The organism is Paenibacillus xylanexedens, assembly GCF_007676705.1.
Lineage (GTDB): Bacteria > Bacillota > Bacilli > Paenibacillales > Paenibacillaceae > Paenibacillus > Paenibacillus xylanexedens_C.
Map to the genome: position 1 here is coordinate 16195 of NZ_VEBF01000011.1, position 13813 is coordinate 30007.

General features: G+C 47.4%; 13 protein-coding genes and 1 other annotated feature. Of the genes, 8 read left to right on the plus strand and 5 right to left on the minus strand.

Going from position 1 to position 13813, the window contains the following annotated elements; genetic code table 11:
* Position 1 precedes the first annotated feature (1 nt).
* Genes FS628_RS28515 through FS628_RS28530 form a run of 4 tightly spaced genes read left to right on the plus strand, consistent with a single transcriptional unit; the run spans position 2 to position 3741 of the window.
* On the plus strand, positions 2 to 1204 hold the full coding sequence (locus FS628_RS28515) for a Ger(x)C family spore germination protein (RefSeq protein WP_145326429.1): 1203 nt from the start codon (positions 2 to 4) through the stop codon (positions 1202 to 1204).
* Between the two features lie 7 nt (positions 1205 to 1211).
* A complete protein-coding gene (locus FS628_RS28520; RefSeq protein WP_145326430.1) occupies positions 1212 to 1448 on the plus strand; it encodes a hypothetical protein in 237 nt (78 codons plus the stop codon).
* Positions 1449 to 1467: 19 nt separating this feature from the next.
* Positions 1468 to 2577, plus strand: coding sequence for a GerAB/ArcD/ProY family transporter (locus tag FS628_RS28525; RefSeq protein WP_145326431.1), 1110 nt, complete (start codon positions 1468 to 1470; stop codon positions 2575 to 2577).
* Positions 2578 to 2619: 42 nt separating this feature from the next.
* Positions 2620 to 3741: a GerAB/ArcD/ProY family transporter gene (locus tag FS628_RS28530; protein WP_145326432.1), complete on the plus strand. Its 1122-nt coding sequence runs from the start codon at positions 2620 to 2622 to the stop codon at positions 3739 to 3741.
* A gap of 82 nt (positions 3742 to 3823) precedes the next feature.
* On the opposite strand, the gene bcp is transcribed toward FS628_RS28530, so the two are convergent.
* From bcp to FS628_RS28550, 4 genes are read right to left on the minus strand one after another with little or no spacing between them, the layout of a single operon-like run.
* Positions 3824 to 4288, minus strand: coding sequence for a thioredoxin-dependent thiol peroxidase (bcp, locus tag FS628_RS28535; RefSeq protein ID WP_145326433.1), 465 nt, complete (start codon positions 4286 to 4288; stop codon positions 3824 to 3826).
* Between the two features lie 48 nt (positions 4289 to 4336).
* Positions 4337 to 5122, minus strand: coding sequence for an ABC transporter permease (locus FS628_RS28540; RefSeq protein WP_076333833.1), 786 nt, complete (start codon positions 5120 to 5122; stop codon positions 4337 to 4339).
* A gap of 5 nt (positions 5123 to 5127) precedes the next feature.
* On the minus strand, positions 5128 to 5922 hold the full coding sequence (locus FS628_RS28545; RefSeq protein WP_036614077.1) for an ABC transporter permease: 795 nt from the start codon (positions 5920 to 5922) through the stop codon (positions 5128 to 5130).
* Position 5923: 1 nt separating this feature from the next.
* Positions 5924 to 6970: an ABC transporter ATP-binding protein gene (locus tag FS628_RS28550; protein ID WP_145326434.1), complete on the minus strand. Its 1047-nt coding sequence runs from the start codon at positions 6968 to 6970 to the stop codon at positions 5924 to 5926.
* Between the two features lie 215 nt (positions 6971 to 7185).
* On the opposite strand from FS628_RS28550, the gene FS628_RS28555 reads away from it, so the two are divergent.
* A complete protein-coding gene (locus tag FS628_RS28555; RefSeq protein WP_145326435.1) occupies positions 7186 to 8229 on the plus strand; it encodes an LCP family protein in 1044 nt (347 codons plus the stop codon).
* 132 nt (positions 8230 to 8361) lie between these two features.
* On the plus strand, positions 8362 to 9681 hold the full coding sequence (locus tag FS628_RS28560) for a glutamate-1-semialdehyde 2,1-aminomutase (RefSeq protein ID WP_145326436.1): 1320 nt from the start codon (positions 8362 to 8364) through the stop codon (positions 9679 to 9681).
* A gap of 85 nt (positions 9682 to 9766) precedes the next feature.
* On the opposite strand, the gene FS628_RS28565 is transcribed toward FS628_RS28560, so the two are convergent.
* Positions 9767 to 11113, minus strand: coding sequence for a PLP-dependent aminotransferase family protein (locus FS628_RS28565; RefSeq protein WP_440131321.1), 1347 nt, complete (start codon positions 11111 to 11113; stop codon positions 9767 to 9769).
* Positions 11114 to 11335: 222 nt separating this feature from the next.
* Between FS628_RS28565 and FS628_RS28570 the strand changes: the two genes are divergently transcribed.
* Complete coding sequence (locus FS628_RS28570; RefSeq protein WP_145326438.1) at positions 11336 to 12271, plus strand: DMT family transporter; 936 nt, start codon at positions 11336 to 11338, stop codon at positions 12269 to 12271.
* Between the two features lie 27 nt (positions 12272 to 12298).
* Positions 12299 to 12611: a binding site (T-box leader), on the plus strand.
* 143 nt (positions 12612 to 12754) lie between these two features.
* The gene (trpS, locus tag FS628_RS28575) at positions 12755 to 13750 is read left to right on the plus strand and encodes a tryptophan--tRNA ligase (RefSeq protein ID WP_145326439.1); all 996 of its coding nucleotides are present in this window, start codon (positions 12755 to 12757) and stop codon (positions 13748 to 13750) included.
* The last annotated feature ends 63 nt before the right edge of the window (positions 13751 to 13813 follow it).

The following is a 13813-nucleotide window of genomic DNA, read 5'->3' on the forward strand; positions in this document are numbered from 1 at the left end:
GATGAACAAATGCTTACGGTTAATTTTATCCATTGCCGTTCTTTTCCCTCTCCTTACCGGATGCTGGGACCGCCACGAATTAAACGAACTCGGCATCATGTTGGGTCTCGGTGTGGACAAGGATGGCGACAGGGTTAAGGTGAGCGCACAGGTCGTGGTTCCAAATGAAGTATCCTCCAAGTCAGGAGGAGGCAAAGGAACACCTGTAACTCAATATCAGGCTTCGGCAGATACGCTGTTTGAAGCCATTCAGAAGCTGACCGAGACAAGCCCTCGCCGCATCTTCATGTCACATGTCCGAGTACTCATATTCGGAGAGGAATATGCACGCAAAGAAGGTATTTATGATGTGGTAGAAGCGCTAATGCGCGAACCGACCGCCCGGCCCGACTATTACGTTATGGTTGCACGGAACACAACAGCTTCCAAAATACTAGATGTGCTTACTCCGCTGGATAATATTCCAGCAGAAAAGTTGTTTAATTCTCTGGATTTATCCTACAAAACGTGGTCACCAACGACGACCGTAACCGGGGATCAATTAATGGATTACTTGTTAACTCCCGGTATTCAGCCTGTTATAACCGGGGTAGAGATTGTCGGTAATCAGGATAAGAGTGGAAATAAGGAAAATATAGCGACCATCAAGTCCCCTAGCAGTCTGCATACCACAGGACTGAGTTTATTCAAAAAAGATAAGCTGATTGGCTGGCTAACGGAGGATGAATCTAAAGGTTATAACTATATCCGAGACAATGTGGCATCCACTGTCAACCATTTGCCTTGCCGGAAAGACGGAAATGTGACTTTCAAGGCACTTCGTACAACTACAAAACGCAAAGCCAAAATCGTTGGCGGTCAACCTGTAATTAACATCAAACTCAAAAATGTATCCTCTATCGGTGCAGTGGAATGTGGCATCAAAATCGGTTCGATGAAAACGATCAGGGAACTGGAAAAGGACAGTGAGGAGTATCTTGTGGAGTTGATGCAAAATTCCGTGAATTCGGTACGACGAAAATACCATACGGATATTTTCGGATTTGGGCAGGAAGTGTATCATGCCGATCCCAAACTTTTCAAAAAGATGGAAAAGGATTGGGATAAATATTTCGAAAATCTGGATGTTCGGTACGAAGCCAATGTGCAGATTAAACGTGTAGGTACACTGGATGATTCGTTCAAGAATGAATTGAAGGAGTGAGACAGAAATGTTAATTACACTTATAGTCATCGTGATCGCGGGGATTATTGGGTGGTTCGATCTCCCTGGTCTCATTCGTCGCAAGGAGTGGAAAGAAACGGCCGTGTACAGCGGGATGCTTCTCACGGCAACTGTGTTCAGCGTTATCGCCGCAAACTTATGGGAATTTCCAAGTCCACTCTATATCATCATGTGGATCTATGAGCCTGTAAATCAATTCCTGGCACACTTGACCGGAACTTAGGAAAAAGGAGAGGGACTTTATGCTTGAACAGGGTCGTCTTGGAACAAGACAATTGACCACCCTCACCTTCATGATGGTAGTTGGGGACATGATGCTGATCTACCCCTCGGTTATTACGTCCTATGCCAAGCAAGATTCATGGATATGCGCTCTGGTAGGGGTTCCCCTGGGGATGGCTCTGCTGGCCATGATCCTGAAGTTATGCAGCATGCACCCAGATAAAAATCTGGTACAGATAGCACGAAGCATTCTGGGATTTTGGCCTGGTACTCTCCTTTCCTGCTTTTACCTATACTTTTTTATTATCGGGGCATCCACACACACCCGAGAAGTCGGGGATTTTATGACTTCCCAAATATACCAATATACTCCGGCTCGCATTATCATCCTGATGTTTGTTATCACGATAGGTTGGGGAGTATTCCACGGTCTGGAAACGATAGGAAGAAGCAGTGAATTGCTGATGCCTATCGTTATCCTGTTTATTATCGTTCTGGCATTCTGTCTGCTGCCACAGGTGGATACCAGCCATTTGGAACCCGTGAGTGATACAGGCATCGTTTCCATCTTGCAAGGAACCCTCGTAAGCATCATATATCCGATAGGTGAAGTCATTCCCATCATGATGCTTCTGCCCTACACTGCCAAACAGGCTCATCAGACACGGGACATACTTGTTGCAGCAGGATTTGGAAATCTGTTACTGGCGACGCTGGTTACCATTTCCCTTCTCGTTTTGGGGGCCTTCCTTACGGAACATAATATCTACGTTTCCTTCGTGTTGTCACAGAAAATCAGTATCGCTGGTTTTTTTGAACGGATTGAAGCCGTTATGGCTTCTTCATGGCTCATATCTACATATTTCAAGGCAATAGTGTACCTTTACGCCTTTGTTGTCGGATGTGCAGAACTGTTTAAACTTAAGCAGTATCGGATGCTCATTTTGCCTGCATCCATGCTTGTATTTGGTTTAGCCAATTTGGTCGCGCCCAGCCTGACTTTTATCGTGATCACCATTGTTCCTTACTGGGTAGATTGGGATGCAACAATAAGTATTATCCTTCCAGGGATGTTATTGTTAATCCATATGTTCAAGATGCGTTGGAAAGCCTCCAGATATTCGGGATAATGACAAGGCCCGTGTCGAGCATAAAGAAGGAGTTTGCGGCTCATGTTAATCAAAGATAACATTACCATTCGGCAATTTGCACTGCTGACCTTCCTTGTCATGGTTGGGGATATGATTTTGTTGTATCCCTCGCTCGTCACCGCTTTCGGCAGGCAGGATGCATGGATCTGCTCCCTGCTTGGTCAGCCCATTGGTTTATTCATCATGTGGATTCTATACAAACTTCATCAAACGCATCCGGAGCTTTCTCTTATTGAAATCTGCCACAAATTACTGGGGCCATGGGCAGGATCCATACTATCAGCTGGTTATCTGTTCTATTTCGCCATAGGCGCTGCCATATGCATCCGCGAGGTCGGCGACTTTATGACAACGCAGATCTACCTTCAAACCCCCATACGCGTCATTCTGATTATGCTCCTATGCTCCATCTTTTGGGGGCTTTTGCATGGTTTGTCTACTATAGGTGGAAGTAGTGAACTGCTCACTCCCATCGTTGTTGTCTTTATGATCCTACTATTCCTGGGCCTTCTGCCCCAAGTAAACAGTTCACACCTGCAGCCATACCTGAATACTCCCTGGCTGCACCTTGTTGAGGCAGTCATTAGGGGGGCATTTACTTCCTTTGGTGAACTCATTGTTATTACGATGGTTCTCCCTTATGTGAAGCAGGGGCCTCACATCAAACGAGACATGTTGCTCGCCACCCTTGCCGGAGGGCTATTACTGAGCCTGTTACTGCTCATCTCTCTCATGGTTGTTGGCCCCATCCTGACTCAGCATAACATCTATATCTCCTATATCCTGGCCCAAAAAATTAATATAGGAAACTTCTTTGAACGTATTGAAGCCTTGATGGCCATAGCCTGGTTAATTGCTACTTATTACAAAAGTTTGCTGTACATGTTCGCTTTTGTTGTGGGAACAGCCCAATTATTTCGCTTAAAGACATACAAGCCGCTTATTCTGCCTTCAGCGATGTTGTTATTCGCGCTAGCTATTCTGGTTGCTCCTAATGTCATTTTCTACACCAACACCATCATGCCTGCATGGGTGGACTGGGATATGACTGTCAGTTTTATCATCCCCCTGTCCCTGTTACTCGTTCATCGGATTCGTTATGGCAAGAAAAATCAGCGAGCAAATAAACGAGTACCCACATAAAAAGGCTGTGTTCACGGGATCTCCCGCAAACACAGCCTTTAATGATATGAAGGACATTCCTCCTCATGGAGAAAACAGAGGATTACATGTCCTGCAGAGCCTCCAACGCAGCTTCAATATGTCCTTTGACCCGTACCTTCGACCATTCCTTCATCAGAATCCCCTCTTCGTCGATTAGAAAAGTGGAGCGCACAATACCCATGTATTCCTTGCCATACATCTTCTTGAGCTGCCACACACCATATTGCTCGGCAACCTGATGTTCTTCGTCAGACAACAGGGTGAACGGCAAGCCGTATTTTGCAATGAATTTGTCATGCTGCTTCATTGGATCCGTACTGATTCCCAGAATAACCGTATTCAGCCCCTGAAACTCCTCATGCCGATCACGAAAATCACATGCCTGCTGCGTGCAGGATGAAGTCATATCCTTCGGATAAAAGTAAATCAGCACCCGCTGTCCACGATAATCCGAGAGCTTCACGGTTTTCCCCGTACTGGACGGAAGCTCAAAATCCGGTGCCAATTCACCTACTGTTAACGTCATGTCAAATTCCTCCATAGTCTCGCCCCTGAATTGCTATAAGGGGGTTTATTATGATCCTGCTCCGCGATACCGTTTCACGCCATAATTCCATAGCAGTAAGCCCATGGAGCCAAACACCAACCCCATCACAGGTGTAAGCAAGGCCATGCGATGCATCTCGGACCTCTCCAGGAACAATGCCGCAGGATAGATCCCCACAAAGGCAAACGGAATGATCCAGGTTAACAGCACCTGAATGGCACGGTTATAGATGGTTACCGGGTAACGTCCATACCCTTGAATGTTATACATCAACGGCAAGATGCCTGTTGGCGCGTCCGAATAAAAGGACAGAGAAGTCAGTGTGGTGTAGATGCCGGCATAAATCATTACTGAGCTGAGTGCCAAAATAATCAATGCAGGAATATGCCACCACTCCAGCATCAGACCCATCTCTGCTCCGCTGAAGATCATGATAATCAAACCGATAAACGAGCCCACGAGTGCAGGTGGGTCTACATTTTCAAGCAAGATCTGGAACAAATTATGTGCAGGGCGTGTCAAGATTCGATCCATCTCGCCTTTGACGATATATCGCTCACTGAATCCCCACAGATTGATAAAACAACTAAAGATGCCATAGGGCACCATAAAATATCCATAAACAAAGAGTACTTCACTCTCACTCCAGCCGCCCAGGTTATCCGTATGCCGGAAGACCACAAAGATAAAGATCAGGTTGGTCGCCTGAAACAGTAGATCCGATAGGATCTCCACCCAGAAGTCGGCACGGTACGTAAGTCGCGTTTTCATGTAGTTCTTCAAATATTCCCAGATCAAACCCATATAGTACATATCTGTTATCCCCCTTGCACGAACAGACGCTTACGCGCCTTACGCCAGATCAGTACCATCGGAAGCAGCAGCACGGCAAACCAGAACACCTGAATACCGAGTACACTCCAGATGGCTGTACCTTCCACTCTTCCAGTGAACACGGAACCGGGCAGATACGTAATGGCCTGAAAAGGCAATACCTTCATCACCGCAGACATCCAGCCTGGATATAAACTGATCGGGATGATCAGACCGGAGAATAAATCGACGACGACGCGTTTCATGCGCATCATGCCTTCATTATTTTCCACAAAGAATGCCGCCAGTCCCGTTATCACATTAATCTGGGAATTAATGAGGAAACTGAAGAACAGCATGACGAGAAAGCCAATCCACGCTGATGGTGCCGTAGGCAGTTCAACCGGGAATAGCAGAATGGCAATGAGCATCCCCGGAATCATGAGGAGCAGGAAGCGGAATATGCCTTCACCAAGCCCTTGCATCATTTTGACCATAACGTAATTGATCGGCCTGATGAATTGAATCGCAATCGAGCCATCACGAATATCTGCGGCAATCTCGCGATCCAGGTTGTTGAAGTAAAAGGCACGTGCCATCCAGGATACGGCGATATATGTGGTCATCTGCGCTGCCGTGAAGCCGCCAAGTTCACCACTGCTACCGTAAATAGCTTGCCAAGTAAAGTAATACACGCCAATATTCAGCGTATATATCAAAATGCCGGAGTAATAATTCACCCGGTATGCCAGCATCGTTAGAAAACGGATGCGCATAAAATCAATAAATGCACTATTCATCTCAGGATACACCCACCGCTTCTTTCCCTGCTCCCACAATCTCAGGACGCTCGGCGGAACCGGATTGGTAAATACTGCGCACAATCTCATCCGTGTTGATCTCAATAATCTGAATATCAGTAATATCTGCCTGTCCTACGACACGTCCGAGGACATCCGAAACATTCAGTTCAAGTGGAATCCATACGGAAGCAGACAATTCGTTCTCTACGGTCCAACGCACAGGCAACGCAGTAGTCCACTCCTGCATCTGACTGATGTTGTGACCCGAGCCGAACTTGAAGCGAATTTCCCGTTCCTTGCCCCACTGGGACTTCAGATGATCCAGACCTCCATCATAGATGATGTTGCCTGCATCAAGCATGATGACCCGGGAACACAGCGCCTCAATGTCCTGTAAATCATGGGTTGTAAGCAAAATGGTAGTTCCATGCTCTTTGTTCATGTCTTTCAGAAACTCCCGAATCTCCGACTTCACGACAATATCCAGACCAATGGTTGGCTCGTCCAGAAAAACAATACTCGGGTTATGCAACAAGGCTGCAACCAACTCACAGCGCATACGCTGACCGAGACTGAGCTTCCGTACCGGACGGCTTAACAGATCCTGAAGCTGCAACCGCTCAACCAATTCATCCAGCCGTTTGCGGAAATCGGCTTCTCCTACACGATATACTTTGCGCAATAAATGGAAGGATTCGATAACGCCAATATCCCACCACAATTGACTGCGCTGACCAAAAACAACACCAATATTCTGTACAAACTTCTCCCGTTCCTGATACGGAACATATCCACCAACCGATATTTGCCCTGAAGTAGGCACCAAAATGCCGGTCAACATCTTGATCGTTGTTGATTTACCGGCACCGTTCTCCCCAATATATCCGCATATTTCGCCTTGCGGAATCTGAAATGAAATATCATTTACAGCCAATACCTCCTGGTATTGACGTGCAAACAGGTCCTGGAACGCGCCCTTCAGCCCACCTCGGCTTTTCTGGACGCTAAACGACTTGCGCAAATCTTTGACATCAATCGCCAGCATGATTATACCTCACTTGGATTTTGTTGAAATTGCTTGTAGCCCAAAAAGAAATTATAATGGTATCAGTCAAAATTCAGCAAGCTTTAAAAATAGTCTGGAGCCGCGTCCTGTGCCTGATGACGATGGAGACGTGAGCGGAAGGCTTCGGCTAGATTATAACAGAAACAACTTTGGACTTATTTTATATTTCATCTCAAATACAAAGGAGAGCTAGCATGACCAGAAAGACGAAGAGAACCATCTGGATTTCTCTTGCCGCCTTCGTGTTAATTATCGGAGGAGCAGCGGCATATTATTTCGGTTCTATTCTCAATCAGTTGGACGGTTTGGCAAAAGACGGTGACGAATCACCATTCGCAGGTATCGAGAATGTGGAGAAAGTAAATACTCCTGACCCTCCAAAATGGGAAGGTACAGAAACGGTAAATATTCTCGTTATGGGTGTCGATGCGCGCGGATTGAAAAAAGGTGAAGTTCCCCGCTCCGACAGCATGATGGTTGTATCGCTCGACCCACTCACCAAAAAAATTAATCTGTTCTCCATTCTGCGCGACACTTACGTCAATATTGACGGGTACGGTAAGGAGCGGATCAACACAGCGATCACTCATGGCCCTAATGCAGCGATGCAAGCTGCGGGCGACCTGCTCGGCATTCCTGTACAGTATTATGTGTATACGGATTTCCAGGGATTCATCAAATTGGTGGATGCCGTTGGCGGCGTGGATTTTGATGTGGAGAAGGACATGCACTATACAAGTAAAGCAGACAATAACGAATACGATATTGATCTCAAAAAAGGTTATCAGCATCTGGATGGCGAAACAGCCCTCATGTACGTTCGTTTCCGTCATGATGCGATGTCGGATTTCGCTCGTTCCGAGCGTCAGCGTGAATTACTGAAAGCTGTGACGGCGAAAATGCAATCCACAACAACCATTGCCAAACTTCCTTCCATTCTGGAACAGGTTAATCCTTATGTGGATACGAATCTGACGCTCTCCGATATGTGGAAGCTGGGTGGACTCGGTTACCAGAGCAGCATGAACGGCAGTGAGCAGATCCCGCCAATGGACCTGCTGAAAGAAGAACGGACAGCTGGTGGAGCGCAGGTATTGACGGTTACGAATGAAGAGAAGCTGAAGCAGCATATTCAGGATATTATTCATCCACCTGCTACAACGGATGATAGTACAACCAGCACCGAAGACAAAACAGCCAGTGGTGACGATCAAAAGTCAGAGCAACCGGCTCAGTAATGTAAAACATGCAGAGGGCAGCCATCACGCTGCCCTCTCGTTGTGCCCGGCTATATCATTATGAGAAAATCATCATATCTTACTGTGGCTTGTTATTTTATTATATTTTGAATGACGAAAGGAAGTTATCTTATGAATACATCACGTTCCCGTTCCGAACTTCTATACGCAGAAGCACTTGAACATATTGTAGGAGGTGTGAACAGTCCATCCCGCTCGTTCAAAGCCGTGGGTGGCGGTGCACCTGTATTTATGAAAAAAGCCCAAGGCGCCCACTTCTGGGATGTCGATGACAACCGTTATATTGATTATCTGGCCGCTTACGGACCGATTGTTACGGGACATGCCCACCCCCATATTACACAGGCGATTACGGAAGCGGCAGCCAATGGCGTTCTGTACGGTACTCCGACTGAACTTGAGATCAAACTCGCCAAAATGCTGAAGGAAGCGATCCCTTCCATGGACAAAGTACGTTTTGTAAACTCGGGTACGGAAGCGGTTATGACCACGATTCGGGTCGCTCGTGCCTACACCAAGCGCAACAAGATTGTAAAATTCGCTGGATGCTACCACGGTCACTCCGATCTCGTACTTGTGGCTGCCGGTTCTGGCCCCTCCACGCTGGGTATCCCGGATAGTGCAGGCATTCCCACCAGTATTGCGCAAGAAGTCATTACCGTGCCTTACAATGATCTGGATGCCCTCAAAGCTGCACTGGAGCGCTGGGGTGACGATGTTGCTGCGGTCATGGTTGAACCGATCGTTGGTAACTTTGGTATGGTTATGCCGGAACCTGGCTTCCTGGAAGGTCTCTGTGCCATGACACGTGCTAACGGCTCACTGGTTATCTATGATGAAGTCATTACGGCTTTCCGTTTCCATTACGGTTCTACGCAGACGTACGCTGGACTCGATAACCATGCAGAGATCGAACCGGATCTTACAGCTCTTGGTAAAATTATTGGCGGCGGCCTACCAATCGGAGCCTATGGCGGCCGTAATCACGTTATGGAGCAGGTAGCTCCGCTCGGCCCTGCTTATCAGGCCGGAACGATGGCTGGTAACCCTGCATCCATCTCGGCTGGTATCGCATGTCTAGAGGTCCTGCAAGGTGCGGGTGTGTACGAAGAGATGGAACGTCTGGCTATAGATCTGACCGCAGGCCTGCAAGCTTCTGCTGACCGTCATGGGATTGCACTGACGATCAACCGGATTCGAGGTGCATTCTCCACTCACTTCTGTGACCACCCAGTTACAAACTACGATCATGCTCAAGACACGGATGGAGAGCTGTTCGCTTCCTTCTTCCGCCACATGCTGGACCGTGGTATTAACCTGGCTCCGTCCAAATATGAAGCCTGGTTCCTGACAACTGCTCATACAGACGAGGATGTTCAAGCCACATTGGAAGCCGCAGAAGCTTCCTTCAAGGCGATGGCTCAGGAATAAATAGAATGAATTCTATCAACAATTTACCGTACAAGCTGGTTGGTTGATAGTTAGCAATTCACCGAAAAAGGCGTCCAACAAGTGATCAACTTGTGTGGACGCCTTTTGGTGTTCTTTTCAGTTTTAAAATCTCCTCCCGGATCTTCAGAATCCCTTCTTCAATTCGCTGCTTCGGCACATTGGAGATGTTCAATCGGAGCATTTGATCCTGATGCATCTGATATGTTCCCTCCGGATAATACCGTTCTGTCGTATCTACGATGACTCCACGCTTTTGGAGCCGGGACACCAGAACACGAAGCGGCATATCACCCGCCAAAGGCAATACCGTATGCTCCCCCCCTGTTCGAGGGGCGTCCATAAATGGAATAAAGTCTGGATATGCGTCCAGTTGCCCATGCACCGTGTGCATCCGGGCAGCATAGCGGTTACGAATCACTTTCCTGTGATGAGCAAACATTCCGCTGTGAACATAAATCTCCAGAGCAGCTTGAGACAGGACGGAAGTGTCGATATCGAGCATTTTTTTATAAGCACCAAAGGACTGGATTAAAGGTGATGGCAGAACAGCTACACCAATACGCAGGCCTGGAAACAGAATTTTGGAGTAACTTTTCAGATAGATGACACGACCTTCTGTATCATAGGACCATAACGGGTCCTGTTTCGAATTGTCCTCCAGATCAGCCAGATAATCATCCTCCACCAGATAGACATCATACCGCTGTGCAAGCCGGATCAGTCTCTTCTTCTCAGCAACAGTCAACGAAGTCCCTATTGGATTGTGAAACCTCGGCATGACATAGAAAAACTTGATATCTCCTTCAGCAAACTGGCGTTCAAGCGATGCCCAGTCCAGCCCATCCAAGGCACGCCTCACACCAGCAATCGGCACATTCAATCCACTCAGTAGGGAGGGCATATTATGATAGGTCGGTAGTTCTAGCAGCACTTTTTTCTTACCATTGGGAAAAGGCATCAACGCCAGTACAGCCAGTGCCTGTTGCACACCTGATGTGATGAAGAACTGCTCCGATCTGGCAAACACCTGATAATCCGCAAACTGCTTCTGTAACAGCAAAATAAGTGAAGGCAATCCCTGATCCGTGCCGTACATGAACAACTCTGCCTGCTTCTTTTCCATCGCCTGATCCACACAGTGACGGAAGTCTGCATAAGGAAATACCCTTGGATCGGGAGCAGCGGAAGCAAAGTCCAACGCCCCCTGCCAATCCATGTCCTGAGCACCTGTCCCATTCTGTACGGCATAATAGCCGGATTGAGGTATGGCATACACCAAATGTCGCTGCTCCAGCCACTCATATGCACGAATCGCCGTACTTACACTGCATTGATACTGTTCTGCTACAACTCGAACGGCTGGAAGTCGAATGCCCTTGTCTGTCCACTGCCGACGATCTTGCTGCAACATTTGTTCCTGAATCCACTGCTTTAATGCTTCGGCAATCACTTCATATTTTCTCACTGCACTCGCTCCTCTCCCATAATTGTACCGTTACAATTCATGCTTTTATCTATTGTAGCACGATGCACCCGGCAGTATATTGAATAAGGCCAGCACGTGACTCGAACCTGATATGTTTAGGTAAAATCAAAGATAAAACAGTATGACTACTGTATTGGAGGAGCACTCATGAACACAGCATACACTCGGGGATACGCTTATATCGCAGCTGTTCTGTACGCAGCTATAATCGGCCTTTCCTTTTTATTTGTTAAAATGACCGTTACTCTAGCACATCCGATTGATGTGCTTGCCCACCGATTCGCCCTGTCGCTGATCGTTGTCAGCATTCCTGTCATTTTTGGTTGGATCAAAATCCGGCTTAGCCTTCGTGATCTGTGGCGAATTATTCCACTTGGGCTACTGTCTCCCGTCTTATTTTTTGCCTTTCAAGCCTTTGGACTCGTGTCCTCCAACTCATCGGAAGCGGGGATTATTCAGGCCATGGCCCCTGTATTTACACTCGTTCTCGCTTCGATCTTCTTGAAAGAACGTACATCCACCATGCAGAAGATGTTCCTGCTTCTGTCTGTCGCTGGAGTGGTCTTTATTTTCATGATGCAAGGAAGCGGCGTATCTATGAGTAACCTGAAGGGCATTGCATTATTGCTGCTATCCACGGTCTGCTTTGCAGGTTATGGTGTGCTTGCGAGACCACTGACCCAGAAGTATAAACCGATGGAATTAACATGGGTCACACTGATGGTTGGCTGTATTGTGTTTAACGCCGCTTCCTTGATCCGACATGCTGCCAGCGGCTCCATGATGGACTATATCAAACCACTTGGAGATGCATCGTATCTTGGTGCACTCGCTTATCTCGCGATCCTCTCCACCATGATCTCCACCCTTCTCGCGAGCTATGCCCTGACCCATCTGGAGGCATCCCAGATGAGCGTATTCAGCAATCTGTCCACACTCATCTCCATCGTAGGAGGTGCATGGATACTGCATGAACCCGTTGGTAGCTATCACTATATTGGAGCATTGCTAATCATCGCCGGTGTACTCGGCACCAATATGAGCGGCCGGAAACATAGGCTGGTCAGTGGGACCGAAGCGTGATATAATTCTGGAAATTGTAAATTATTGTTATCCACGATGATGAAGAGAAGTACGCATGTCAGGATGTTACAGAGAGCCGGCGGTTGGTGGAAGCCGGTGCATCAGATGTGTGGAAATGGGCTTCGGAGTTCCGAGTTGAACAGAGTCTGTATCCTGTGCTAGGAAAACAAACTTTCAGTAGGCGAGGCGGCATGTCCAGCCGTTATCCATGGACAGGATATCGATAGGCATAGACGCTCGTAAAAGCGCTTCTGAGATGCCTCATTCCGTATCCCTCAAGTGGGCCGCAACAGAGCGGCCAATGAAGGTGGCACCGCGAGGCATAAGCTTCGTCCTTTATTCTGTTCCCTACCAGGGAATGGGATAAAGGACGAAGCTTTTTTTATTGAATTTCTGCAGGCTGAAAGGAGGTGATGGTCGTGGAAGATGGCTGGTGGCGACAGTTCAACGTTGAAAAATCACACAACCAAAGGAGAATAAACCATGAACAAAAACAACGATATTATTTTGACAGGGGATCGGACTACCGGGCAGCTTCATCTCGGCCATTACGTAGGCAGTCTGCGCAGTCGGGTGCAATTACAGGAAGAGTACAAAACGTATATTTTACTGGCAGATGTCCAGGCTCTCACCACCCATTTTGATCAACCTGGGTTGATTGCGGATAGTGTACATCAAGTCACCCTGGATTACCTGGCCGTAGGCATTGATCCGAACAAGGCTACCCTGTTCATTCAATCCATGATTCCGGAGATTGCGGAATTAACCGTGATCTTCTCAATGTTTGTTACCGTCAATGCACTTCGGCATAACCCTACCATCAAGAACGAAGCGCGTGATCGTGGATATACGGATCTATACTATGGATTCCTGGGGTATCCCGTCAGTCAGGCTGCAGATATTGCATTCTGCAAAGCAACCCTTGTTCCGGCAGGCGAAGATCAGATTCCTCATATTGAGACAGCGAGGAAGTTGGTTCGTCGATTCAACGAGCTATATGCTCCCATTCTGCCTGAACCCCGTATTCTGACCGGAGAGCGGCTTGGTGGGCTGGATGGCGTCGGTAAAATGAGCAAAAGCATGGGTAATGCGATCTCATTAAATGCAAGTCCAGAGGTTGTAAAAGCCAAACTGACCAAGGCTAAGACTGATCCCGCCCGCATCCATCGATCTGACCCAGGACATCCGGATGTCTGCCCTGTTTTTGCCTATCATCAGCTTTTCCGCAAGGAGAATGTAGACGAAATACATGCCAGTTGCAGCCAGGGGAAGATTGGATGTAAAGATTGTAAACAGATAGCTGGTGAAGCCATCAATGATCTGCTTGCTCCTTTCCGTGAACGGCGGAATTATTATGAACAGCGTGATGATCAGGTGAAAGAGATTCTTATCGAAGGGACTCGTGAGGCCAGAAGGACTGCCCGGGAAACGATGCTGGAGGTACGAGAAGCCATGGGCATTCAGTATTTTAAGCTTTAAGTGTCTGTATGAAGGGCTTCAATCACGTTAACACTGCTGAGGACAGTCTATTGGGAAAAGGGG